The sequence below is a fragment of the Pseudomonas fluorescens genome (genome assembly GCF_000968015.1).
In the GTDB taxonomy this organism is placed as follows: domain Bacteria; phylum Pseudomonadota; class Gammaproteobacteria; order Pseudomonadales; family Pseudomonadaceae; genus Aquipseudomonas; species Aquipseudomonas fluorescens_W.
The window spans coordinates 1-24,279 of sequence record NZ_LACH01000070.1 but is presented as its reverse complement, the minus strand read 5'-3'; the positions used below and the strand labels follow the sequence as shown (position 1 = coordinate 24,279).

29 protein-coding genes are annotated in these 24,279 nt (G+C 59.9%); 14 read left to right on the top strand and 15 right to left on the bottom strand.

Annotated features, from left to right (window positions below; genetic code table 11):
* The first annotated feature begins 149 nt into the window (after nt 1-149).
* Nucleotides 150-365 carry a hypothetical protein gene (locus VD17_RS27100; RefSeq protein WP_046056517.1) on the top strand — a complete coding sequence of 72 codons (216 nt, stop codon included), beginning with the start codon at nt 150-152 and terminating at the stop codon, nt 363-365.
* Here VD17_RS27100 and VD17_RS27095 read toward each other — a convergent pair.
* The 3 genes from VD17_RS27095 to VD17_RS27085 form a co-directional block, all read right to left on the bottom strand.
* Nucleotides 362-601: a DUF2789 domain-containing protein gene (locus VD17_RS27095; RefSeq protein WP_008151672.1), complete on the bottom strand. Its 240-nt coding sequence runs from the start codon at nt 599-601 to the stop codon at nt 362-364. The genes VD17_RS27100 and VD17_RS27095 overlap by 4 nt on opposite strands.
* Nucleotides 602-732: 131 nt before the next feature.
* A complete protein-coding gene (locus tag VD17_RS27090; protein WP_046056516.1) occupies nt 733-963 on the bottom strand; it encodes a hypothetical protein in 231 nt (76 codons plus the stop codon).
* A gap of 157 nt (nt 964-1,120) precedes the next feature.
* Nucleotides 1,121-1,369, bottom strand: coding sequence for a hypothetical protein (locus tag VD17_RS27085; protein WP_046056515.1), 249 nt, complete (start codon nt 1,367-1,369; stop codon nt 1,121-1,123).
* Nucleotides 1,370-1,782: 413 nt separating this feature from the next.
* Between VD17_RS27085 and VD17_RS27080 the strand changes: the two genes are divergently transcribed.
* The 4 genes from VD17_RS27080 to VD17_RS27065 all read left to right on the top strand — a co-directional run bounded on the left by VD17_RS27080 (nt 1,783) and on the right by VD17_RS27065 (nt 4,259).
* Nucleotides 1,783-2,253: a hypothetical protein gene (locus VD17_RS27080; RefSeq protein ID WP_008151679.1), complete on the top strand. Its 471-nt coding sequence runs from the start codon at nt 1,783-1,785 to the stop codon at nt 2,251-2,253.
* Nucleotides 2,253-2,456, top strand: coding sequence for a hypothetical protein (locus VD17_RS27075; protein ID WP_046056514.1), 204 nt, complete (start codon nt 2,253-2,255; stop codon nt 2,454-2,456). Before VD17_RS27080 ends, VD17_RS27075 begins: the two co-directional genes overlap by 1 nt.
* A gap of 118 nt (nt 2,457-2,574) precedes the next feature.
* Entirely contained in the window at nt 2,575-3,591 is a 1,017-nt protein-coding gene (locus VD17_RS27070) for an ABC transporter substrate-binding protein (RefSeq protein ID WP_046056513.1), read from the top strand.
* 230 nt (nt 3,592-3,821) lie between these two features.
* Nucleotides 3,822-4,259 carry a DUF3995 domain-containing protein gene (locus tag VD17_RS27065; RefSeq protein WP_046056512.1) on the top strand — a complete coding sequence of 146 codons (438 nt, stop codon included), beginning with the start codon at nt 3,822-3,824 and terminating at the stop codon, nt 4,257-4,259.
* A gap of 117 nt (nt 4,260-4,376) precedes the next feature.
* Here VD17_RS27065 and VD17_RS27060 read toward each other — a convergent pair whose 3' ends face one another.
* From VD17_RS27060 to VD17_RS27030, 7 genes are all read right to left on the bottom strand, one after another.
* Nucleotides 4,377-4,739 carry a Na+/H+ antiporter subunit G gene (locus tag VD17_RS27060; protein WP_033057651.1) on the bottom strand — a complete coding sequence of 121 codons (363 nt, stop codon included), beginning with the start codon at nt 4,737-4,739 and terminating at the stop codon, nt 4,377-4,379.
* Nucleotides 4,736-5,014, bottom strand: a complete 279-nt coding sequence (locus VD17_RS27055; protein WP_046056511.1) for a K+/H+ antiporter subunit F — start codon at nt 5,012-5,014, stop codon at nt 4,736-4,738. Before VD17_RS27055 ends, VD17_RS27060 begins: the two co-directional genes overlap by 4 nt.
* Nucleotides 5,011-5,499, bottom strand: a complete 489-nt coding sequence (locus VD17_RS27050) for a Na+/H+ antiporter subunit E (RefSeq protein ID WP_046056510.1) — start codon at nt 5,497-5,499, stop codon at nt 5,011-5,013. The genes VD17_RS27055 and VD17_RS27050 overlap by 4 nt, the downstream gene beginning before the upstream one ends.
* Entirely contained in the window at nt 5,496-7,178 is a 1,683-nt protein-coding gene (locus tag VD17_RS27045) for a monovalent cation/H+ antiporter subunit D (RefSeq protein ID WP_046056509.1), read from the bottom strand. Before VD17_RS27045 ends, VD17_RS27050 begins: the two co-directional genes overlap by 4 nt.
* Complete coding sequence (locus tag VD17_RS27040; protein ID WP_007986256.1) at nt 7,175-7,519, bottom strand: Na+/H+ antiporter subunit C; 345 nt, start codon at nt 7,517-7,519, stop codon at nt 7,175-7,177. Before VD17_RS27040 ends, VD17_RS27045 begins: the two co-directional genes overlap by 4 nt.
* A complete protein-coding gene (locus VD17_RS27035; protein ID WP_046056508.1) occupies nt 7,519-10,437 on the bottom strand; it encodes a monovalent cation/H+ antiporter subunit A in 2,919 nt (972 codons plus the stop codon). Before VD17_RS27035 ends, VD17_RS27040 begins: the two co-directional genes overlap by 1 nt.
* Nucleotides 10,438-10,709: 272 nt before the next feature.
* Nucleotides 10,710-11,645, bottom strand: coding sequence for a DMT family transporter (locus VD17_RS27030; protein ID WP_046056507.1), 936 nt, complete (start codon nt 11,643-11,645; stop codon nt 10,710-10,712).
* An 85-nt stretch (nt 11,646-11,730) separates the two neighbouring features.
* Here VD17_RS27030 and VD17_RS27025 point away from each other — a divergent pair, with 85 nt between their 5' ends.
* The 5 genes from VD17_RS27025 to VD17_RS27005 all read left to right on the top strand — a co-directional run bounded on the left by VD17_RS27025 (nt 11,731) and on the right by VD17_RS27005 (nt 17,043).
* Nucleotides 11,731-12,294 (top strand): helix-turn-helix domain-containing protein, encoded by a 564-nt coding sequence (locus tag VD17_RS27025; protein WP_046056506.1) that lies wholly within the window; start codon nt 11,731-11,733, stop codon nt 12,292-12,294.
* A gap of 154 nt (nt 12,295-12,448) precedes the next feature.
* Entirely contained in the window at nt 12,449-13,651 is a 1,203-nt protein-coding gene (locus VD17_RS27020) for an SfnB family sulfur acquisition oxidoreductase (RefSeq protein WP_046056505.1), read from the top strand.
* 10 nt (nt 13,652-13,661) lie between these two features.
* Nucleotides 13,662-14,099 carry an acyl-CoA dehydrogenase gene (locus VD17_RS27015; RefSeq protein ID WP_046056504.1) on the top strand — a complete coding sequence of 146 codons (438 nt, stop codon included), beginning with the start codon at nt 13,662-13,664 and terminating at the stop codon, nt 14,097-14,099.
* Nucleotides 14,099-15,502, top strand: a complete 1,404-nt coding sequence (locus VD17_RS27010) for an LLM class flavin-dependent oxidoreductase (protein WP_046056503.1) — start codon at nt 14,099-14,101, stop codon at nt 15,500-15,502. The genes VD17_RS27015 and VD17_RS27010 overlap by 1 nt, the downstream gene beginning before the upstream one ends.
* Nucleotides 15,503-15,615: 113 nt before the next feature.
* Nucleotides 15,616-17,043, top strand: a complete 1,428-nt coding sequence (locus VD17_RS27005) for an FAD/NAD(P)-binding protein (protein WP_046056502.1) — start codon at nt 15,616-15,618, stop codon at nt 17,041-17,043.
* Between the two features lie 175 nt (nt 17,044-17,218).
* Here VD17_RS27005 and VD17_RS27000 read toward each other — a convergent pair whose 3' ends face one another.
* From VD17_RS27000 to VD17_RS26985, 4 genes are all read right to left on the bottom strand, one after another.
* Nucleotides 17,219-17,443, bottom strand: a complete 225-nt coding sequence (locus tag VD17_RS27000; protein WP_046056501.1) for a hypothetical protein — start codon at nt 17,441-17,443, stop codon at nt 17,219-17,221.
* Nucleotides 17,444-17,550: 107 nt separating this feature from the next.
* A complete protein-coding gene (locus tag VD17_RS26995) occupies nt 17,551-18,282 on the bottom strand; it encodes a substrate-binding periplasmic protein (protein ID WP_046056500.1) in 732 nt (243 codons plus the stop codon).
* A gap of 253 nt (nt 18,283-18,535) precedes the next feature.
* Nucleotides 18,536-18,838: a hypothetical protein gene (locus VD17_RS26990; protein ID WP_046056499.1), complete on the bottom strand. Its 303-nt coding sequence runs from the start codon at nt 18,836-18,838 to the stop codon at nt 18,536-18,538.
* Nucleotides 18,839-19,036: 198 nt separating this feature from the next.
* Entirely contained in the window at nt 19,037-19,777 is a 741-nt protein-coding gene (locus tag VD17_RS26985; protein ID WP_046056498.1) for a response regulator, read from the bottom strand.
* A gap of 184 nt (nt 19,778-19,961) precedes the next feature.
* Between VD17_RS26985 and VD17_RS26980 the strand changes: the two genes are divergently transcribed.
* Nucleotides 19,962-20,225, top strand: coding sequence for a DUF2790 domain-containing protein (locus VD17_RS26980; RefSeq protein WP_046056497.1), 264 nt, complete (start codon nt 19,962-19,964; stop codon nt 20,223-20,225).
* A gap of 117 nt (nt 20,226-20,342) precedes the next feature.
* Nucleotides 20,343-21,404 (top strand): alpha/beta fold hydrolase, encoded by a 1,062-nt coding sequence (locus VD17_RS26975; protein WP_046056496.1) that lies wholly within the window; start codon nt 20,343-20,345, stop codon nt 21,402-21,404.
* Nucleotides 21,405-21,520: 116 nt separating this feature from the next.
* Here the strand turns inward: VD17_RS26975 and ppnN are convergent, their stop codons facing one another.
* Entirely contained in the window at nt 21,521-22,894 is a 1,374-nt protein-coding gene (gene ppnN / locus VD17_RS26970; RefSeq protein ID WP_033057677.1) for a nucleotide 5'-monophosphate nucleosidase PpnN, read from the bottom strand.
* A gap of 211 nt (nt 22,895-23,105) precedes the next feature.
* Between ppnN and VD17_RS26965 the strand changes: the two genes are divergently transcribed.
* Complete coding sequence (locus tag VD17_RS26965; protein ID WP_046056495.1) at nt 23,106-23,633, top strand: DUF3087 domain-containing protein; 528 nt, start codon at nt 23,106-23,108, stop codon at nt 23,631-23,633.
* A gap of 111 nt (nt 23,634-23,744) precedes the next feature.
* On the top strand, nt 23,745-24,161 hold the full coding sequence (locus VD17_RS26960; RefSeq protein WP_185753231.1) for a hypothetical protein: 417 nt from the start codon (nt 23,745-23,747) through the stop codon (nt 24,159-24,161).
* The last annotated feature ends 118 nt before the right edge of the window (nt 24,162-24,279 follow it).

The following is a 24,279-nucleotide window of genomic DNA, read 5'->3' as shown; positions in this document are numbered from 1 at the left end:
GTGACCGCAGAAACGGATATGTACCCAGCCGTCACGGCATTGTTGCGATTCTGGCAATTAATCTGTGCAGCGCCGTTGCTGTTTCCTCGCCGATGAACTCATTACCATGCCTACATAGTTAGGTTGCTAATGAAATTCGAGAGGTCAGCATGCAAAGCAAAGTCGATGTCGCGGTCATGATAGGCAGCGGTGTGCCTGCCAGTTTGCGTTCGATGGGGAAGAGCGTGTGTTGGGTGGTGCTACTCAATGGCGAACGCCGAGGAACGGCATTCTCAAGTCGCGAAGAGGCGCAGGAGTGCAGGGCTGCCTGGTTGGCGCAACTGAGCGCCGAAACGCCCGACAGCCTGCCTTTAATTACAGGCTAGTGAATCTGATGCATGCGCAGGTTCAGGTCGTCGACCACCCGCGCCCAATCCGCGTCTTCACGCAATTGTTCTTTCAGGAAGCCTGCTTGCTGCGGGGTCCAGAACTCGGCATCGATGAGTTTCTTGTTGTCGGCCAGGGGTGAATGGCTGGCAATGAAATCGTCGATGGCCTTCTCGCTGGAGTCCAGACCGAGTTGGTCGAACAAACCTTTCAAGTCATGTGTCGGTGAATCCATGTTCATCTCCTTGCGGGTCGCGTCGAGTGCGAGATCTGAGGGGCGGCTTCAATACATCTGAGAGAGCCGCGCTTCAGGAGTTCGATGGCGATGTTCAAAAGCAGAAGAGAGCATAGACTGCAAACCGATTATCAGGCTTTCAATGCGCCTTCATCGACTGCAAGTTTCAGCGCCTTGGCGGCTTCCTTGGCGGCAATGGCGGCTACGTCCGAGGTCTTGAACCAGCGATCCTTCTCGACCTGGTGATAGGTCACGGTGGTCAGCGGTGGCTTGGCGCGCATGATAATGACTGCCTGGAATTCGCCTTCGACTTCTCTGGCTTCGCCCCGGATAAAAAATTCACCGATATCAAATTCCGTCACGTAGCAGCCTTCCTTTGAAATATTCTGTTGTTTTGAACGCCGCCCACCCTGGGGACGGGTTTCATTGGTCGGGCAGTATGGCAGTAGTTGCATGCCGGCGGCTGAGTTAAGTCGCCGGCATGACGAAGCGTCTATGGAAATGAATGTGGCGCGACCGTCAACCGCGTAACTCGAGGGAACGGGCAAGGGCGCAGGCTTCGTTATGACTGCCGCGGAAACCTCTGACGCGGCCGGTGCAAGTTTCCTTGATATGAAAAAAGGCATTGCCGGCCAAAATGACCTGAAAGCGTGGCGGGGCAAGCTCTTCAGGGTAGTATTCATGCGGTTGAAACATCCCTGGGGGCAGTGTCCTCAAGCTGTTCTTATTGGGCGCCTGAGAGTGAGAAAAATGTGTCAGCGTGCACATATGAAGTCCTTTTCGTTGTTTTACCGACGTGCGTACGTGGTTTTGGGTAGTCTCGATGAGCATCGCTGCTCTAGAATCACCGTCAGTGCTTGGCGATCGATGTTCATCTAAAGCAATTTTTTGCTGGCGATATGTCGGAAAAGTGCTTTTTTTAAAGAGCTTTTTCCCTAAAGTTGGTAGTCCCGTTTTTCTGGCCGTCAGAAGGGCTTTTTCCTTCAGCCTCTGACGAACGCCAGGCAAGACGACGTGAGTGTTATTCCAGTAGTCTTCTCAAACCTCGCGATGAATGAGCGCTCTGCTCGTTTCAGGATTTCAACCCGGGTCATTTGGCTACACCTTCGGCATTGCCGCTTTTTTCTGCTGTGCGCTGATTTCCTGCGTGCAGCATCATTTTCAGATGTGGGGATGTTTCCTTGGCAGTAAGTAATCTCGATATGCATGCTTTGTTCGTGTTGGGTGATTTGCGCGCAAAGCTGGTTAAACAGTTCCAGTCACGTTTTGTTTACATCACCGAACAGAACGCTGAAGGCATTTACATTGCCGAGATCGACACCGAAGAGGCGCTGGTGGTTGATGACAAACCAGGGCTTAAACTCAAGGTCGGCGATCATTTCAGCGCCTCTGTATTGCCCAGTCGCGAAGGCGGCAAGCTGGACATCAAGTTCCGCGAAATCAAACTGACGGTGTACGGCCTGGGTGATTACGCCTTCGTCACCACCGCTGATGGTCACGGGATCGTGTTCAAGGAAGGTCATAGCGTGGTGATGGTGTTCGCCGCTCACCAACAGTTGCAGGAAGGCCTGACCAAAACCCTGAAAGCGGTGACCGCCAAGGCTGCCAAGTGGCGCAAAGGGGAACTGGTGACCTTCAAGGCCAGCGAATAATGACCCTGACCCGCGCCGACTTCCACGAACAGAACCAGGCCAGTGCGCAAGCCGAGGCGCAGCGGCTGTTCGATCAGAAGGCCGTTTTGCAAGGTGCATGGCTGGGTTGGGTGGCGTCACAGATCTATGCGTTGCGTCCGGCGGAGTACGCCAGCATGGTACGAAGAGCGTTGGCGCGCTTGCAGGAACCTCCCGAAAACTGATTGACCTCCCTCGAAAGCAGGAACCTCTACTACAGTCAGTTGACTGAGTATTCAAAGGCTTTGCGGTCTTCTGCCAGGCCATCCTGCTATTGCTGTGAACAGCACGAGGTGCAAAAGCATGAACGGATTTCGACGGTTGCTGGCCGCTACCCTGGCCACTTTCGGATTGTTGGCTTCACCCGTTCCGGTGTTCGCTGCCCAGGCGCCGATCCACTTCGCCGATCTGAACTGGGAAAGCGGCAGCCTGATCACCGATATCCTGCGGATCATCGTCGAGAAGGGCTACGGGCTGCCGACCGATACCTTGCCGGGGACGACCATAACCCTTGAGACCGCACTGGCCAACAATGACATTCAGGTCATTGGCGAAGAATGGGCCGGTCGCAGTCCGGTCTGGGTCAAGGCTGAGGCCGAAGGCAAAGTCGCGAGTCTCGGCGATACGGTCAAGGGCGCTACCGAAGGTTGGTGGGTGCCCGAATACGTGATCAAGGGCGACCCGGCGAAAGGCATCAAGCCGCTGGCGCCGGGCCTGCGCAGTGTCAGCGACCTGCCGAAATACAAGGGCGTGTTCAGCGATCCGGAAACCCCGGGCAAGGGGCGCTTCCTCAACAGCCCGATCGGCTGGACGTCGGAAGTGGTCAACAAACAGAAACTCAAGGCGTATGGGCTGGACGACAGCTATGTGAATTTCCGCAGCGGTTCCGGCGCGGCGCTGGATGCGGAGATCAGCTCTTCGATTCGACGCGGCAAACCGGTGCTGTTCTATTACTGGTCACCCACTCCGTTGCTCGGCCGCTTCAAACTGATTCAGCTCGAAGAGCCGCCGTTCGACGCCGATGCCTGGAAAACCCTGACCGACGCCGACCACCCGAATCCGAAACCGACTCGCTCGCTGCCCTCGAAGCTGTCCATTGGCGTGTCCACGCCATTCCAGAAACAGTATCCGCAGATTGCCGAGTTCTTCACCAAGGTCGACTTGCCAATCGATCCATTGAACAGGGCGCTCGCCGAGATGAGCGAAAAACATACCCCGCCACGGCAGGCGGCGCAGGCGTTCATGAAGGCGCACCCGGACGTGTGGCAGGCCTGGGTGCCTAAGGATGTGGCGGATAAAGTCTCCGCCGAGTTGAAGTGATGCAGTGAGTCTGATTCCGCCTTCGCGAGCAAGCCCGCTCCCACAGTTGATCGCGTACTCCTGTGGGAGCGAGCCTGCTCGCGAAGCTCTTAGAATCGGGTCTGCACCGCCAGCTCGAAGGTGCGCGGTGTGCCGAGGTAATACGCCGGTGACGGGCGACGACGAATACCCTTACAAAATCGTTCAAGGAAGTTCATTCTGCTGCGACATTTCACGCTGGAAGTCCGAACATGAGCCTATTGATCGCGCAATGGATGGCTGCCATCTTTCTGTTGATCAGCCTCATCCACCTGTACTGGGCGGCAGGTGGCAAGTTGGGTAGCGAGGCGGCGGTCCCGCGAATATCCACGGAGGACGGCGGGGAATCCAGGCCGGCCTTCAAGCCTTCCGGCTTTGCCACGTTGCTGGTGGCGGTCGGGTTGCTGCTGATTGCGATGCTGGTGTGCTTGCGAGTCGGCCTGTATCTGCCGACGGTGCATCACTGGTCGCTGCAATGGGTGATCAGCGCGATTGCGATGCTGATGTTCGCCCGGGCGATCGGCGATTCGCATCTGATGGGGTTCTTCAAACAGGTGAAGGATTCGAAATTTGCCCGACTCGACACCTGGGCGTATTCGCCGTTGTGCGTGGTGCTGGGGGCGGGGTTGTTGGCCGTTGCCTGGATCTGAGGCAAAGCAAGATCAAGAGATCGCAGCCTCGTTTCACTCGACAGCTCCTACAGGGGCATGGAATGCAAAACCCCTGTAGGAGCTGTCGAGTGAAACGAGGCTGCGATCTTTTGGCATCTAACTCCCGCTTTCCGTGCGCCGGCTACTCACTTCAGCCGGCACATCATCCCCCGCCATGCGCTTGCGAAACAGCGCGGCCCGCGCCAGCAACAGCGTGGTCACCGGCACCGTGATCGACAACAGAATCGGAATCAGCCAGGCATGCAACACCGGCCCGGACTTGAGTGCCGAGAAGTAAATGATCGAGGCCAGCGCCACGCACCAGGCGCCCAAGGTCGACGCCAGCGCCGGCGGGTGCATACGCTGGAAGTAGTCCTTCATCCGCACCAGGCCAATGGCGCCGATCAGCGCAAACAGACTGCTGAGTACCAGCAGGATCGCCACCGGAATTTCAACCCACAAAGACAGTTCAGCGCTCATTCGATCACCTCGCCACGCAGCAGGAATTTCGCCAGGGCAAACGAGCCGACGAAACCGAACAGCGCAATCAGCAGCGCCGCCTCGAAGTATGTGTCACTGGCATAACGAATGCCCAGCGCCAACATCATCAGCATCGCGATGATGTACAGGTAATCCAGCGCCAAAACCCGGTCCTGGGCCGACGGCCCCTTGAACAGCCGGATCAGGGTCAGAATCATCGCCAGCGAAAAGATGAACAGGCTCATCAGGATCGCGTTCGACAGTAAGGCGCTCATTCGAAGATCTCCATCAAGGGACGCTCGTAGGTCGCCTTGAAGTGCTGGATGAACAGCGCTTCGTCATCCAGATCGAAGACGTGCAGCAACAGAATGCTGCGGTCCAGTGCCAGTTCCGACCACACGGTGCCGGGGATCACCGTGCAGATCACCGACAACGCGGCCAGGCCATTGGCGTCACGCAAGTCCATCGGCACTTTGATGAAGCGCGAACGCGGTGGGCGGCGACCGGCGTTGAGCACGCTCCAGGCCACGGCGAGGTTGGACACCACCACGTCGCGACCGACAAGAAAGAACAAACGCACCATCACGCCCGGCCGACGAGTGCGGATCGGCAGCGGTCGCAGCTTGCGCATCATCAACGGTGCGCAGAACCCCAGCACAGCGCCCAGTAGCAGATTGCCGGGGCTCATCGACAGGTTCAGCACCAGCCACAGCAGCCACAGGGCCAGCGACAACCAGGGAGCCGGAATCAGACGCTTCATGGTGTGACCTCCGCTACCGCGGCTTTGGCTTCCGGGCTTGGAATCGCACGAGTACCGAGCACCGCCATCACGTATTGCTGCGGGTTGTTCAAGGCTTGGGCGGCCGCCTGGGTGTAGCGCAGCAGCGGTTCAGCCTGGAAGGTCAGCGCAATGCTCAAACCCAGCAGCGCGATGATCGGCACGCACTCGAAACGTCGCAGCAACGGCGACGGCCGCTCCTCGGGTGTCCAGAAGCGCTGGATGCCCAAGCGCGAGAACGCGATCAACGACGCCAGCCCGGAGAGGATCAGCAACGCCAGCAAGCCCCACGCGGCATTGGAAACCGGCTCATCGCTGCCATTGCCCAGGCCCAACGGATTGAGCAGGGCGCTGAGCAAGCCGAGTTTGCCAATGAATCCCGAGAGCGGTGGCATGCCGATGATCAGCAGCGAGCAGGCAATGAAGCTCAACCCGAGGAACGCCATGGTCCAGGGAATCACCTGGCCGACCACGGCTTTCTGCTCGTCATCGAGGTTGATGCCTTTGGGTGGCTGCAAGGATTCCAGCGGTCGCGGCAGATCGCCGTCGTCGAACAACGGCATTTCATTGGCCGAACGCGAACGCTCGATCAACTCGGCCAGCAGGAACAACGCGCTCAATGCCAGGGTTGAGCTGACCAGATAGAACAGTGCCGCGCCGATCAGGTTGGGCTGGGCGAAACCGATGGCCGACAGCAGAATCCCGGCCGACACCAGAATACTCAGGCTGGCCAGGCGTTCCAGTCGTTGTGCGGCGAGGATCGCCACCGCAGCGCAGACGATAGTCGCCATGCCGCCGTAGATCAGCCAGTCGCCGCCAAAGTACGCCGAGGCGCCGGCCTGGCCGGAGAACAGCAGGGTCCACAAGCGTAGCAAGGTGTAGACGCCGACCTTGGTCATGATCGCGAACATCGCCGCCACCGGCGCGCTCGCTGCGGAATACGCCGGCACCAGCCAGAAGTTCAGCGGCCACATTCCGGCCTTGGCCAGGAACGCCACGGCCAGAATTCCCGCGCCGGCATGCAGCAGGCCGCGATCGGCTTCCGGCACCAGCGGGATTTTCAGCGCCAGGTCGGCCATGTTCAGGGTGCCGGTGACGCCGTAGATCAGCGCCGCGCCGATCAGAAACAGCGACGAGGCCAACAGGTTGATCGAGATGTAATGCAACCCCGACGACACCCGCGACCGACCCGAACCGTGGAGCATCAGGCCGTAAGAGGCCGCCAGCAACACTTCAAAAAACACGAACAGGTTGAACAGGTCCGCCGTCAGGAACGCGCCATACAGGCCCATCATCTGAATCTGGAACAGCGCGTGGAAACTCGAACCGGCGCCGTCCCAACGGGCCATGGCGAACAGCAGGGCGCTGACGCCGATGATCCCGGTCAGCACCAGCATCAGCGCCGACAGTCGATCGACCACCAGCACGATACCGAACGGCACCTGCCAGTTGCCCGGCAGGTACACGCCGATGGAGCCGGGGACGCCCGTCTCCTGAGTCCATTGCAGCAACAGCACGGCAATGCCCAACCCCACCAGGCTGGAAAACAGGTTGATCTTGGCCTTCAGCGGACGGTGTTTCTCCCCCAGCATGAGCATCATGGCGGCGGTCAGCAGCGGCAGCAGAATCGGTGCAGCGATCAGGTGCGGCATCAGATTCATTCTTTAGGCTCCCGGCCATCCACATGGTCGGTACCGGTCAGGCCCCGGGAAGCCAGCAGCACCACCAGAAACAACGCGGTCATGGCGAAGCTGATCACGATGGCGGTCAACACCAGCGCTTGCGGCAGCGGGTCGGTGTAGTGCAACAGGTCCTGCGGCACGCCGTCCTTGATGATCGGCTCCTTGCCGATAAACAGGCTGCCCATGCTGAAGATGAACAGGTTGACGCCGTAGGACAGCAGGCACAGGCCCATCACCACCTGAAACGTCCGTGGCCGCAGGATCAGCCAGACGCCGGACGCGGCCAGCACGCCGATGGCGATTGCGATGACTTCTTCCATCAGACGGTTCCTTGCGTGGCGACGGATCGAGGCAGGGCAGCGGTCTTGTGACCCCGTACCGATTGGTGGGCGAGGGCGGTGAGAATCAACAAGGTCGAACCGACCACCACGGCGTACACGCCAATGTCGAAGAACAGCGCACTGGCGATGTGAATGTCACCGAACACTGGCAGTTCGAAATGCCAGGTGTGGGTGGTCAGGAACGGATAACCGACAGCCATCGCCCCGAGCCCGGTGACGGTGGCAAACAGCAGGCCGGTGCCCATCCAGCGCAGCGGTCGCAGGCTCATTTGTGCCTCGACCCACTGCGTGCCGGCGACCATGTACTGCAGGATGAACGCTACGGACATCACCAGGCCCGCGACAAAACCGCCGCCCGGTTGATTGTGGCCGCGCATGAACAGGTAGACCGACACCACGAACGCGATCGGCAGCAGCAGACGCACCAGCACCGCCGGCACCATCATGAAACCGAGTGCGGTATCGCTGGCGTGACGCGGGTTGACCAGATCAGTCACCACGTCCGGTGCCAGCAAACGCTGCTGGGCGGGCAATTGCAGGCTTTCTTTTGGCGGACGGAAGCGTCGCAGCAGGGCGAATACGGTCAGCGCCACAGCCACCAGCACGGTGATTTCACCGAGGGTGTCGAAGCCGCGGAAGTCCACCAGCATCACGTTGACCACGTTGCTGCCGCCGCCTTCGGGCAGGGCGCGGCTGAGGTAGAACGAAGAGATGTCGTTCGGGGTCTGGCGCGTCAGCATCGCGTAGGCTAGCAACGCCATGCCGCCACCGACCACGGTCGACAGCAGCAAGTCGCGGATACGGCGGATGCGCGCCTTGCGCAGGCTGCTCGGCAGCGGCGACACCTCTTCGATCCGTCGAGGTAGCCAGCGCAGACCGAGGAGGATCAACACCGTGGTCACCACTTCCACGGCCAATTGCGTCAGCGCCAGGTCCGGTGCCGAGAACCAGACGAAGGTGATGCAGGTCATCAGGCCGCAGACGCTGACCATGGTCAGGGCCGCGAGCCGGTGATATTTGGCCTGCCACGCTGCGCCGAGGGCACAGGCAATCGCCAGCAGCCAGAGGGTCACGAACACGATCGAACCTGGAATCTTCGGCCGGTCACCCCAGCTCAGGCTGCTGTGGAGCATCGGTATCAACCCGGCCAGCACGGCCGCGAGCACCACCAGAAATAATTGGGTTTGCAGGCGCTTGGTGCTGATCCGCCGCTCGAGACGACGGGCCAGGCGCATCATGATCACCAGGCTGCGTTCGAACAGGCGCTTGCCGTTGAACCGGCCAATGATCGGCGGGTACTTGAAACGCCCGTGTTTGAGCTGATTGCGCAACAGCAGATAAAGCACGATGCCGCAGGACATGGCGATGACGCTCATGATCATCGGCGCGTTCCAGCCGTGCCAGATCGCCAGGCTGTATTCCGGCAAGGTGCCGCCCACCACCGGGCGGGCAGCCGCGGCCAGCAACGGGCCGACCACCTGCGCCGGGAAAATCCCCACGACCAGGCAGGCGAATACCAACAACTCCACCGGCGCGCGCATCCAGCGGGGCGGCTCGTGTGGGGTGTGCGGCAAGTCGGTGGCGGTCGGGCCGAAGAACACGTCGACGGTAAAGCGCAGGGAGTAGGCGACGCTGAAGGTCCCGGCGATGGTCGCGACGATGGGCAGCGTCATCTCGATCCAGGCCGTGGCATTGATGAACACGGTTTCGGCGAAGAACATCTCTTTGGAGAGGAAGCCGTTGAGCAGCGGCACACCGGCCATGGATGCGCTGGCGACCATGGCCAGGGTGGCGGTGAACGGGATCAGTTTGATCAAGCCGCTGAGCTTGCGAATGTCGCGGGTGCCGCTTTCGTGGTCGATGATCCCGGCGGCCATGAACAGCGAAGCCTTGAACGTGGCGTGGTTGAGAATGTGGAACACCGCAGCCACGGCGGCCAGCGGACTGTTCAGGCCCAGCAGCAGGGTGATCAGGCCGAGGTGACTGATGGTCGAATAGGCCAGCAATCCTTTGAGGTCGTTCTGGAACATCGCGCAATACGCACCGAGCAACAAGGTGCAGGCGCCGGCGCCACTGACGATGTAGAACCATTCTTCACTGCCGGACAGCGAGGGCCACAGTCGTGCGAGGAGAAACACCCCGGCCTTGACCATGGTCGCCGAGTGCAGATAGGCCGAGACAGGTGTCGGCGCCGCCATGGCGTGGGGCAGCCAGAAGTGGAAAGGGAATTGCGCGCTTTTGCTCAGGGCGCCGATCAGGATCAGGGGCAGCAGAATAGGGTAGAGGGCGTGTGCGCGAATCAGATCGCCGGCGGCCAGGACCTTGTCCAGGTCATAGCTGCCGACCACATGGCCGAGCAGCATGACCCCCGCCAGCAGACACAAACCGCCTGCGCCGGTGACCATCAGCGCCATATAAGCACCGCGTCGCGCATCGGCGCGGTGGTGCCAGTAACCGATCAACAGGAACGAAAAGAGGCTGGTCAGCTCCCAGAAAAACACGATCTGGATCAGGTTGCCGGAGATCACCAGCCCGAGCATGGCGCCCATGAACGCCAGGAAAAACGCGAAGAACCGCGGCACCGGATCGTCCGGCGACATGTAGTAGCGGGCGTACAACGAAACCAGCGTGCCGATGCCCAGCACCAGCATCGAGAACAGCCAGGCGAACCCGTCCATGCGCAGGACGAAGTTCAGGCCAAGACTGGGTAACCAGAAGAACTCTTCGCGAATCACGCCGCCATCGGCGATTTGCGGGTACAGCAGGGCGACCTGAACGGTGCCTATCAAGGCAACCAGGCCAGCCAACAAAGATTCGGTGTTACGCGCGTTGTGTGGCAGCAAGGCTGCCAGACAGCTGCCGATAAAAGGCAGAAGCAGTAGAACTATCAGGGACATAGGCTTCTAATCTGCGGAAGTTTGTGAAGCATCATACGTGCCAGCTCCCGGATCACCAAACGCCAAGCTGTCGCAGAATCCTACAAGGTAGACGGAAAAAACCTGATTCACATTGTTTCCAAAACCTGTATTCAACAGGTCTGGCCCAATCGCGAGCAAGCTCGCTCCCACAAGGACCGGAGGGGTGCTCACAATCGCGACACAACACAGGTCCAGTGTGGGAGCGAGCTTGCTCGCGATGGCTATTTATCAAACGCCGAAAATTTCACAGCTTAACCTTGAGCTTCCCGCTCCAATTCTTCCTCAGCCGCAGCAGCCTTACCCTTGGTCTTCAGCTCACTCACAATCACCGCCGCCACAATCAACCCCGCACCCACCAGCGCAATCGCCGGCAACCGCTCCCCGGCGATCCGCCCGACAATCCCGGCCCACACCGGCTCGCCGGCATAAATCAACGTCGCCCGGGTCGGCGAAACACTTTTCTGCGCCCAGTTCATCGCCACTTGAATCGCCGCACTGGCCGCGCCCAACCCCAGCGCGCTGCATAACAGCAGCCAGGAGAAGTCCGGAATCCTTTCCTGAGTCGGCACCACCATCAAAAACGCCAGCGCCGAGGTGACCGCCAATTGCACCACCGTCACCCGCCGCACATCGACTTGGCCGGCATAGGTGCTGATCAAAATGATTTCTGCCGCAATCGCCACAGCGCTGATCAACGTAGCGATTTCACCCGGGCTGAAATTGAACGAAGCGCCGGCCGGTCCCGACAGCAACATCAACCCGGTAAACGCCAACATGATCCCGATGCTCGGCATCAACCCCGGACGCCGCCCCAGCACCAGCCATTGCAGCAACGGCACGAAGGGCACGTACAACGCAGTAATAAACGCCGACTGACTGCTTGGAATGCTCTGCAACCCGACGGTCTGCAAACCATAACCGAGCATGATCGCCACGCCGATAAAGGCCCCGGCCTTGAGTTCGAACAGCGTCAGCTCCCGCAGGTGACGCCAGGAAAACAGCGCAACAATGATCGCCGCCGCGGCAAAGCGCAGACCGACGAAGAACATCGGCCCGCTGACGGTCATCGCGTGCTGCACCAGCAAGAAGGTGCCGCCCCAGACCATGGTGATCAGCACCAGCACGCACTCGGCCTTGCTGAACCGCGAGAAACGGGGGGAAGTGTGAGGAGTATTCACCGACGTCATGACCTTGCGCGCTACCTGAGGGGGACGCACAATGCGCCGAATGTTGCGCAGTATACTGCCCAACCCCCATCAAGTGAGCAATATAGTGCACAAAGATTCTACCCAGCGGGCTTCGGTCCTCCAGCACGTCAGCCTAAACGTTCGACGCTTGCGCCACGCCGCCGACATGAGCCAGGCGACGCTGGCGGAAAAATCCGGGGTCAGCCGCCGGATGCTGGTGGCCATCGAGGCCGGCGAGAAGAACGTCAGCCTGACCACTCTCGACCGCGTGGCCGAAGCGTTGGACGTCGCGTTCAGCGACCTGATCCAGGCCCCGGATGCCCGCGATCCGAGCCGCATCAACGAAGTGGCCTGGGCCGGGACGATTCCTGGCAGCAAAGCCGTTTTACTGTCTAAAGCCACCGCCACCCGCGAGGTGGAACAGTGGGAATGGTGCCTGCAACCAGGGGAAATCTACCCCTCGCAACCGGATGCCGAGGGTTGGAGTGAACAGATTTATGTGTTCGAAGGCTGCCTGACGCTGATGCTGGGCGATACACCGCATGAGATCGCTGCCGGCGAGTTCTACATGTTTGCCAGCAACCAGCCCCACGCCTATCGCAACGATGGGCCGGTGGCGGCGCGGTTTGTGCGAAATGTGGTGATCTAACTGTTTGTGGATCAACACTGGATAGACACTTTGCTGTTTTAAAGCTGCGAGTCTTTCTTGGATAATTCTTTAACCTATTGAAAATAAAGTGATTTAATTTCAGGCACGACTCCTGCAAAGCTCTGGTGCATTCACCAGATCCCGGAGTCGGCCCATGACAGCCTCTGCCCAACCCCTTCGCACCGCCCATGTGATCCGCTCGGACGCCGAGGCGATTGCCGTCGCCCACAAACTCGCTGCACGCTTTGCCATCGAGGCCAGCGTGCGGGATCGCGAGCGACGCTTGCCGGTCGCCGAACTCGACGAGTTCTCCGCCAGCGGCCTCTGGGGCATCACTGTTCCCAAGGAGTACGGCGGCGCTGGCGTGTCCTACGTGACCGTTGCGGAGGTGATCAAGATCATTTCCGCCGCCGATTCGTCCCTCGGCCAGATCCCGCAAAACCATCTCGGCGTGCTCGATATCCTGCTGCAAACCGCCACCGAAGAGCAGAAGCGTTACTACTTTGGCAAAGTCTTGCAGGGCTACCGTTTCGGCAACGCCTTCTCCGAATCCAAAAGCAAAAATGCCGGAGCCTTCGAAACCCGAATCCGTTTCGATAAAGACACCGCGCAGATCGACGGCGAAAAGTTCTACTGCACCGGCGCCTTGTTCGCGCACATCGTGCCAGCGGTGGCGGTTAATGAAGAGAACAAGGCTTTCATCGCCTTCATCGAACGCGACACTCCCGGCTTGACCGTCATCGACAGTTGGGACGGTTTCGGCCAGCGCACCACAGCCAGCGGCGGCGTCACCCTGAACGCGGTGAAGGTCCCGCTCAGTGCTGTGATCCCGGCCCACAAGGCCTTCGACGAGCCCACCGCCGACGGCCCGATTTCACAAATCATTCAGGCGGCCGTGGACACCGGCATTGCCGTCGGCGCCCTGGAGGAAACCAAACGCTACGCCCGCGAAGCCCGGCCCTGGATCGACAGCGGGCAGGATCACGGCTGGCAGGACCCGTTCAGCATCGCTGCGATCGGTGACCTCGAATGGCGGGTCCACGGCACCGAAGCGATCCTCAAAAAGGCCGGTCGCGCAATCGACCATGCTTTGCTCAACCCCAACGAAGAAACGTTGGCCCGTGCTTCGGTGGTGGTCGCCCAGGCCAAAGTGCTGTCCGCCGAGATCGCCTTGCTTGCCAGCAGCAAACTCTTCGAACTGGCCGGCACTCGCTCGGTGCTCGGCAAATACAACCTCGACCGCCACTGGCGCAATGCCCGGACGCACACCCTGCACGATCCGGCACGCTGGAAATATCACCTGATCGGCAACTACCTGCTCAATGGCGTGAAGCCTGCGCGCCACGCCTGGAACTGAGGAGCCCACCATGAACGCTTTGACTCAACCGATTGTTGCCGGGCAGCCCCTGGCCAAAAGTCAGCATGACTTGCACAACGCTCGCAGCTTGCTTGATGCGACGTTGCGTTTCGTCCGGCAGCAGGCCCAAGCCACGGATGACCCTTACGTCATCAGCCGCTTCGGCGATTTGCACATCCGCATTGAGGTCGCCGCCGCGCTGCTCGAACGCGCCGAAGACTTTCTGAACAGCGTTGATGACGACACGGAAATCAGCGTCGCCATCGCCGAGTCGCACCTGGCCAGCGCCGACGCTTTAAATGCTGCCAGCAACGTCGAATTTGAACTCACCGGCCAACGCACCGTGTTGCCCGGATCGTTGCATGACCCGCTGCACCGCAAACTTCACCTCATCGGCAACTTCCGCCTCAACGGCATCCACCCCCCAAGCTTTAGGAGTGCTGTTTGATGGGCCGCGAAATTCGTCTCAACGCATTTGACATGAACTGCGTCGGTCACCAGTCGCCGGGTTTGTGGGCGCATCCGCGGGATCGCTCGTGGCAGTACAAGGATTTGGAGTACTGGACCGATCTGGCGAAAATCCTCGAACGCGGCAAGTTCGACGGTTTGTTCATCGCCGACGTGCTGGGCATCTACGACGTTTACAACGGCAATGGTGACGCGGCGATCCGTCAGGCGGCGCAAGTGCCGGTCAACGACCCACTGCAATTGATTCCGCCGATGGCGCTGGTCACCGAGCATCTGGGGTTCGGCCTGACCGCCTCGCTGTCCTTCGAACACCCGTATCCGTTCGCCCGACGCCTGTCGACGCTCGATCACCTGACCAAGGGCCGTGCCGGCTGGAACATCGTCACCTCTTACCTGGAAAGCGGTGCGAAGAACCTCGGCCAGAAAAACCAGACCGAACACGACGCCCGTTACGACTTCGCCGAAGAGTACCTGGAGGTTTGCTACAAACTGTGGGAAGGCAGTTGGGAAGAGGGTGCGATCCTGCGGGATCGCGAGCGGCGGATCTTCAGCGACCCGAGCAAAATCCACGAAATCCGGCACGTCGGTAAGCACTTCCATGTACCGGGCATTCACCTCTGCGAACCTTCGCCGCAACGCACGCCGGTTCTCTATCAGGCTGGCGCATCGAGTCGCGGCAAGCAGTTTGCCGCCGAGCATGCCGAGTGTGTGTTCGTTGCTGCACCGTCGAAAGTGCTGCTGAAGAAAACCGTTGCCGACATCCGTCGTCGTGCTGCCGAAGCCGGACGCGATCCGTCGAAGATCCTGATCTTCAACCTGCAAACCGTGATCCTCGGCGAGACCGACGCCAAGGCCAAAGCCAAGTTCGAGGAATACAAAACCTGGGTCAGTTATGAAGGCGCGATGGCGTTGATCTCTGGCTGGACCGGGATCGATTTCAGCCAGTTCAAACCCGATGAGCCGCTCAAGCATGTACACACCAACGCGATTCAGTCGGCGGTGGAAGCGTTCTCCACGGCGGACCCGAACAAAGTATGGACCCCCAACGAACTGGCTGACTGGGTGGGCATCGGCGGTTTTGGGCCGTTGTTTGTCGGCAGCCCCGAGACCGTCGCCGACTTGTTGCAGGAGTGGGTCGAGGAGACCGACGTGGACGGCTTTAACCTGGCCTATGCACTGACCCACGAAACCTTCATCGACGCCGTGGAGTTGCTGGTGCCAGAGTTGCAGAAACGTGGGGTCTATAAAACCGAATACGCGCCGGGGACCTTGCGCGAGAAGTTGTTCGGTGAAGGGCCGCGCTTGCCGGAGATTCACCCGGGTGCAGGTTATCGAGACCTGGCGGCGTTGCGGCAGCAGGAGAAGAAAGTGGTCTCCTATTGATGATCGTTTGATGATACGACCTACTTTGGTACTGCTTGATGAACCTTCATGGGTTTGGCGCCTATTATCGTCCAGGAGATTTTCGAGATGAAACATTGATCAGTGAGAACGCCATGACTGAAACCCAAAGCGGACAGGCCACCGACGCCATTCGCCACGCGGACATCCTGATCGTCGGCGGCGGCCTCAGCGGCGCAATGCTGGCGGCGCAGTTGCTGCGCCTGCCGGGCAAACGCCAGGTGCTGGTGATCGAACCCCGCGCCGAACTGGGACGGGGCGAGGCGTACAGCGCGGTTGAGTTGGGCCATACGCTCAACGGCAATGCGGCGCGGATGAGCGTCGACCCGGACAACGCCGACGACCTGACCCAATGGCTGATCAAGTACATCGCGGCCGGCGGTTGGCCGGAGTCTGATGAGCAACATGTGCCGGTCAGCGAATTGTTCCCGCCCCGGGGGATTTTCGGCCTGTACGTGCAGCAGCGCCTGGCCGAAGCGCAAGCGGTGGGGGCGTCGAACGGGTCAACGGTCGAGCATGTGCGGGCCGAGGTGATTGACCTGCAAACGACGGACGATTCGGTGCAGCTTACGTTGAGCGACGGGCAACGCTTGCAGGGCGCGTATGCGGTGTTGGCCACGGGGATGTTCCCCGCTGCGCGCACGCCACAGACCGAGTCCAGCGGCTTGAACGCCGCCGCGCTTGATCCGTGGGACGTCGCGGCCATGCAGCAGCTTGATCCGCAGTCGACCGTGCTGATCATCGGTTCGGGCCTGACCATGGTCGATGCCGTGGTGTCGCTGGAGCAGGCCGGGCATCGCGGGCCGATCGAAGTGTTTTCCCGGCATGGTTTGCTGCCGCACATGCGTCGGCAACCTCCGGTCTGGGTGGATTTTCTCGCTGAGGATCAGAGCATTCGTACACCGCGACAGCTGGTGCGCGAACTGCGTCGGCATTGCCGGGACGCCATCGCTCAAGGCATCGACTGGCAGGCGCCGCTCGACACCGTACGGGCGCACATCCGCCGCTTGTGGAATCAGGCGACGGACGTGCAGCGTCGGCAGTTTGTGCGGCATGTGCGGCCGTGGTGGGAAAGTCATCACCACCGCTCGCCACCGTTGAGTGCCGAACTGGTGGCGCGGCTGCACAAGGAAGGGCGGTTGCGGATTCAGGCGGCGTCGTTCAAAGGGTTGGAGCCTTCCTCGGGCGCTGGAGTCAGTATCCGCATCCGGCGTCGGGGTGAATCAGAAACTACCGTTGTCAGCGGCGCGGCGTTGATCAACTCCAGCGGCATTGAATACGACTGGCGGCGGGTCGCCCGACCGCTGCCACAGCAACTGCTGGCGCGCGGACTTGTCCGGCCGGGGCCGTTGGCGCTGGGGATTGCTGCGGCCGTTGATGGCGCGGTGCTGGGCGCCGATGAACACGTCGCCAGCCGTCTGTTCGCCATGGGCCCACCGTTGCGCGGCATGTGGTGGGAAAGCACGGCGGTGACCGATGTCGCGAGCCAGGCCAAGGCGCTTGCCGCGCGGTTGGCGGGCTGATTGAACGCTGTTCACTCGAGCGCGGTACTTCAGGAGCACCGACCTGTGGCGAGGGGATTTATCCCCGTTGGGCTGCGAAGCGGCCCCCAGCATTCGTTCTGACAGATCGAGTTGTCAGGATTTACGACTGCTTCGCAGCCGAACGGGGATAAATCCCCTCGCCACAGGTCGTTGATCAATAACGCTGATACTTCGAACCGAACTCAGGGCGGTTTTCAGCGACGTAGAGTTTGCTTGCCTGGCTGTCTTTGTGATCAACACCGACGGTGTTCACGTTCAGTGTGGCCAGTTGGCTGACTTTAGCCGCGGCAACGACCTGCGAGGTGGCGTGTGGGGCGGCGATGGCGGAGGTAGCGCCGAGAACCGAAAGGGCGAATCCAAGACCGATGATGCTTTTCATGAGGGTGCTCCAGAGCGTGGGGAGAAGTTGTGGCCACTGTAGTGCTGGAGCATCGCGATGAAAAAACACCCTGACGCATAGTTGTTATCGAGCGCGTTGATCGATTGTCAGCGAGGTGTGTTGTCGCTGAGCCAGCGTTGCTTGAGTTGTTCCAGACGCCCATCGCGGTTCATCTCGTCCAGCGCCTGTTGCCAGCGCGCGACCTGATGCGCATCGGTCTGCGGGGAAAACGCGATGTAGGTGCCTTGCTTCATCAGCGGCATCTGATAGTGCAACTGGCTGGGCGCCAAGCCTTCTTCCCGGGCCAGGGTCGCGATGGAAAGGGTGTCGACTACCACAAAGTCGATGCGCCCCAGACGTGCCAGACGCATCATTTGTTCGGGCGTTTCCACGCCGTACAGATTGTTCAGACCCTGCTTGCGCAAGTAGTCGTAGGCCAGCCATTTTCGCGGGACGGCGATACGGCTCAGGCTGGCGGCGTCCTGCAAACTGCGCACCGGTTGCTGGGTGTTAGTGGAATACAGCGCCGTCTCCACGTCCATCAGCGGACCGACCCACTGGTACAAGCCTTCGCGTTCGGCGGTGCGCAACACGGTAAACACTCCGGTGGCAGGCTCGGTCGTGGCGACGTGCAGGGCGCGCAGCAAAGGGACTTGTTGCAAGTGCACCTGGTCGCCGGTGCGTTCGGCCAGTGCCTGAACCACGTCCACGCCAAACCCCACCAGTTGATTACCTTGCTGAAAATGCAGGGGCGGATGGTTGTCGGTGAACAGGTTCAGATCAGCCGCGACCGCCGTAAAGGTCAGGAAAAACAACAGGCAACCGGCAATGCGCTTCATGAATCGTCCTTGATGAAATGAAACGCAAATCTTAGTACGGGCGTGCTGTAAATGTCCCGAGGAATTGTCGGACTAATGCGTCAGATTTCAGGACTGATGGGTGTGGCTTGACACAATCAACTGTGGGAGCGAGCTTGCTCCGGGCGGCGTTCCGACGATGGCGGTGGATCATTCAACAATGATGCCGACTGACAGTCCCTCATCGCGAGCAAGCTCGCTCCCACAGTTGATCCTCGTTGTGTGAAGGTTTTGATCAATACCGCTGATATTTCGAGCCGAACTCAGCGCGGTTTTCCGCCACGACCACACCGCCGCGTACCGCATTGCTCGGGCTGACTGATGCCACACGTTCACGCAGTTCTTGCAGACGGTCGGCACCGCCTTCGGCCACGCGATTCTCGATCAGACGATCGGAGCCGCCTTCCACCAGCAGTTGTTGAACCTGGCCAGGGGACGCAGCTTTGCCGGAGTGGGCCGACGCCAGGCTCGACAGGCCGAGACCACTCACCAATGCCAGACCGAGTGCCAGGGACGAGACTTTCGAGAAGTTGATCATGGGTAATTCTCCGTGCGTTTAGTTTGAGTGGGTCGGTAGCTGCTGCTATCCGGTGATCACAGTTAAACGCTCGGGTGTATCGGTGATGTGTGTTCGAACAAGTCGAAATCGGTGTCTGCGTATCTGTCGCGGGTTCTTATACAGACGGATACAAAACCCTATGAAAAACGCTCCTCAGGTTCTGCTGGGGGGAGCGCTTCATGATTCTGCGCCGAGCAATTCCACCGGGTAGGAAAACACGTAGCCTTCGCTGCGCACAGTTTTGATGTAGGTCGATTCCCGGGAGTCATCCATCAATCGCTGGCGCAGACGGCTCACCAGCAAATCAATCGAGCGGTCAAACAGGTCGGCGTCGCGACCCTGGGTCAGGTTGAGCAACTGGTCACGGCTGAGCACCCGTTGCGGGTGATCGAGGAATACCCGCAACAAACGGTATTCGGCGCCACTGAGGGCCACCATCGTGCCGTCTTCGTCGAGCAAGTGCCGGGCGGTGGTGTCCAGGCGCCAGCGACCGAAACCCAGCAACCGGCCAGTTTCGGTGATCAGCAGGTTGGGCGGCAGCATCCGGGTGCGGCGCAACACGGCATTGATCCGCGCCAGCAGTTCGCGGGCGGCGAAGGGCTTGGTCAGGTAATCGTCGGCACCCATTTCCAGGCCGAGGATGCGATCGGTTTCGTCGTTGCGTGCGGTGAGCATCAGGATCGGCGTGGCTTTGTGTTTGCCCGAACGCAATTCGCGGCACAGCAGCAGGCCGTCATCGCCGGGCATCATGATGTCCAGCACGATCAGGTCCACCTGATTGGCTTCCAGAAAACTGCGCATCTGCCGGCCATCGGCGACCACAGTGGTGCGCAGCCCGTTCTTTTTCAGGTAATTGCCGACCAGTTCGCGAATCTCCCGGTCGTCGTCGACGATCAGGATGTGGTTCACATGTTCCATCGCTCAAGCCTCTTGTTATTCGCTTTGTATCGCACTGTATCTGGCGCCCGTTGTGACACCTTACGCCTTAATACGCCTGGTTTTACGACACATGGCAGATACCTCGGGCCGATTAAATGGGTTCCATCGAGACAAGCCGACTTGCCTCACAACCACCGCCCATTGCAACCCTGAGGAAATCACCATGAACTGGAACAAACTGATTGCCGCCAGCTTCTTCGCGGTCCTGAACGTTGCAGCGTTTTCGGCCCATGCCGATGTTCAAGCACCGTCGCAGACAACTTCTCACGGCACCCACCTGGATATCAAGAAAGTGGTTTCCGTCGCCGACAACGGCGGCGGCAATTGCGGCATTGTCGATGCCCGCCTGACCTACCTCGATTCCAGCGGCACGCAGAAAGTCCTCGATTACAGCAAATTCGCAGAGTGCGGCAATCAGGGCGGCTGATCTTTCCACTACGCTTATCGCTGTCGAAACCGATGAACGCACAGTCTGCTCATCAACCCGCGATGGCTGACTCATGTCGTCCAGAACACCCGGTCAATGACTTCCAGGGAAATCACCATGAAGATGAATGTGTTGAGCAAAAAAAACGACTCACGTCGTCGTTTCTTTGGCCCATCGGTCCTCGCTTTCGCGCTGATGCAGTTAGGTGCCCTTGGTGCTGCCAATGCGCAAGCCGCGACGCCAGAGCCCGTGGTGGCCAGCGCCGGCACCCTCAAGTCGGACTCGTTCGGCCCGTTGAAACATGTCAACGCCGGGTTGCTGAAGGTGGCTTACGCCGAAGTCGGCCCCGCTGATGGTCCGGTGGTGATTCTTCTGCACGGTTGGCCCTACGACATTCACAGCTATAGCGAAGTGGCACCCTTGTTGGCGGCCAAGGGTTACCGGGTGCTGATCCCGTATGCACGAGGCTACGGCGACACGCATTTCCTGTCCGACAAGACTGTTCGCAACGGCCAGCCCGCCGCGTTGGCCAGTGATGTCATCGACTTTATGGATGCGCTCAAGATCAAGAAGGCAGTGCTCGGAGGCTACGACTGGGGCGCGCGCTCGGCGGACATCGTTTCGGCGCTCTGGCCGGAGCGGGTGGAGGCGCTGGTCTCGGTGAGCGGCTACCTCATCGGCAATCAGGCCGCCGGCAAGAATCCGTTACCGCCCAAGGCCGAGTTGCAATGGTGGTACCAGTTCTACTTCGCTACCGAACGCGGCCAGGCCGGTTACGAAAAAAATCGCCACGACTTCGCCAAGTTGATCTGGGAGCTGGCCTCCCCGAAATGGACATTCGACGACGCCACCTTCGACCGCAGTGCCGCCGCCCTGGAAAACCCTGACCACGTTGCTATCACCCTCTTCAACTATCGCTGGCGGCTGGGCATGATTCAGGGCGAACCTCAATATGAAGCGCTGGAGCAGCGGCTGGCCAAGGCCCCGGTCATTACGGTGCCGACCATCACCATGGAAGGGGATGCCAATGGGGCGCCGCATCCGGCTCCCGAGGATTATGCCAAGCGCTTCACCGGAAAATATGAGTTCCGACTCATCAACGGCGGCATCGGCCACAACTTGCCGCAGGAAGATCCGCAGGCTTTTGCCAAAGCGATCATTGACGCGGATCACCTATAAACCACTGTGGGAGCGAGCCTGCTCGCGAATGGCGGTGTGTCAGTCAACATCATGATTGAATGACACACAGCTATCGCGAGCAGGCTCGCTCCCACAGGGTTATTTGATGGTGCCTGCTACGCAACCACTTGATAACACGGCACATACGCCGCGCCACCCGGCAGTTTCATCCGGTGCTGGGCGACGAAGGCTTTGAGCAGTTGATCCAGCGGTTGCATCACCGCCGCATCGCCACGGATCTGGTATGGCCCGTGTTCTTCGATCAGGCGGATGCCCTTGTCCTTGACGTTGCCGGCGACGATGCCGGAGAACGCGCGGCGCAGGTTGGCAGCCAGTTCGTGGGCCGGCAGGTTGCGGCTCAGTTTCAGGTTGGCCATGTTTTCATGGGTTGGATCGAACGGGCGCTGGAAGCCTTCGTCGATCTTCAGCAGCCAGTTGAAATGGAACGCGTCATTGCGCTCGCGGCGGAACTGTTTGACCGCCTTGAGACCTTGAGTCATATGACGCGCGACTTCAGCCGGGTCGTCGATGATGATCTCGTAGTGCTGCTTCGCGGCTTCACCCAGCGTGGCGCCGACAAACGCGTCCAGTTGTTCCAGATACGGCGCGGCATGTTTCGGTCCGGTGAGAACCACGGGGAAGGGCAGGCCGGCGTTGTCCGGGTGCATCAGGATGCCGAGCAGGTACAGGAACTCTTCGGCCGTGCCGGCACCGCCCGGAAAAATGATGATGCCGTGGCCGACGCGGACGAAGGCTTCCAGACGTTTTTCGATGTCCGGCAGGATCACCAGTTCGTTGACGATCGGGTTCGGCGCTTCGGCGGCGATGATGCCCGGCTCGGTCAGGCCAAGGTAGCGGCCGCCGTGGATACGCTGTTTGGCGTGGGCGATGGTCGCGCCTTTCATCGGGCCTTTCATTACGCCAGGACCGCAACCGGTGCAGATATCGAGGCTGCGCAGGCCCAGTTCGTGGCCGACTTTCTTGGTGTATTTGTATTCTTCGGTGTTGATCGAGTGGCCACCCCAGCACACCACGATCTTCGGCTCGACGCCGGGGCGCAGGGTGCGGGCGTTGCGCAGCAGGTGGAACACGTAGTCGCTGATGCCCTGGGAGGTGCTCAGGTCGATGCGTTGGGCGTCGAGTTCGTTTTCGGTGTAGACGATGTCGCGCAGGGCGCTGAAGAGCATTTCTCGGGTGCTGGCGATCATTTCGCCATCAACGAAGGCGTCGGCCGGGGCGTTCAGCAGTTCCAGGCGTACGCCGCGGTCCTGCTGGTGAATGCGGATTTCGAAGTCCTTGTAGGCTTCGAGGATGGTTTTTGCGTTATCGACATGGGCGCCGGTATTGAGGATGGCCAGGGCGCACTGGCGGAATAAGGTGTAGGTGCTGCCGGATCCGGCTTCGCTCAGTTGCTGTACTTCACGTTGAGAAAGGGTTTCCAGGCTACCTTTTGGGCTGACCGAGGCGTTGATTACTTGTCGTTGGGTCATTCAATGATCCTTAAAACGATGCCACTCCTACAGGCAAATGGCATCCGAATAGTATGTATCCATGAAAGAAGATGGCACGAACTGCGCTGTATCGCCATTTCCCCGTTTGACGATGAAAAGATGAAAAGGAGCCCCAGCATAGCTAAATCCCCTGCAGAGGCGATAATGCCCCGCAGCCTTTTTACCCATGCCCTCAAGGAACCCCGTCGCGATGTTCGAAATCCAGCCGCAGAACCCCGAACGCTATCGAAGCCAGACGCGACGCAGCACGATAATCATAGCCTTGATTTTCCTGGCCCTGGCGATGGTGTTGTCCACCACGGCGGTGGCGCTGTTCGGTGAACCCGGTGGCGACAATCTGCGATTCAACGTTGGCGGCGTGTTTGTGTCGGTGCTGCTGATGGTCGCGCTGATGCGCGGCACGTTCTGGACCCAGCCTTGGATGGCCCCGGCGGTTTACGGCTGGCAGCTCAAGCGCAGCCTGATGAGCATCACCAACGTCATGCATCAGGTGACGGCGGCGGTGGAGAAGGGCGATCCGACGGCCATGAAGCTGCTGCGTTTCTACCATCTGGGGTTGAGCCAGATGCACGAGCTGGACGGCAACTCCAGTGATCACAGCCAATTGACCCGCGAGATGGATCAGCACAAGGCGCGGATGGAAGCGCTGGGCATCGAGACGGATCAGACACAATTGAATCCCGCCTGGATCGAGGCCGTTAAGCAGACGTCGAAGTAAAAAGTGGTGTGGTCGAAATCCGCAGCATTGGCTGTAGGGTTTCGGGGACGTGGCGAATAGGCTGAATCTTCATGTCCCGTACGGGAGCCTGACGCCGGCAAGGAAACGCTCATGTCCCTGAAACACACGCTTCACCCGATCCTGATCTTCGCCGCCATCCTCGGCGTGGCCATGGCCGCCAACGGCGTGTTCATGCTGATCAATCCCTCGCTGTGGTACACCGCCGTACCCGGCGTCGAACGCACTGGCCTGTTCAATCAGCATTTCATCCGGGATATCGGTTTGCTCTACGTGGCGATTGGCGCCGCGTTCATCGGCGGCAGCGTGAGCCCGATCTACCGAGTACTGCTCTGGGCCTCGGCGACAACCTGGCTGACGGCGCACGCGCTGTTTCACTTCTGGGAAGTGGCGGCCGGGATCTGCGGGCCAGACGTGCTGTGGGTGGATTTTCCGGCGGTCACGTTGCCGTCGATAGTCGGAATCGGCCTGACGTTTTGGGCATGGAAGACGGCGAGTAGCCCTTCTTAAACCCGTAGACGCAGGTTTTCTCGAACCACATCAAGGTGGCCGACCTGTCTTTTGTCTTTTGTCTTTTGTGTACATATCCGTTTCTGCGGTCACGGCTGCTGGCGGTTTCGCTTTTACA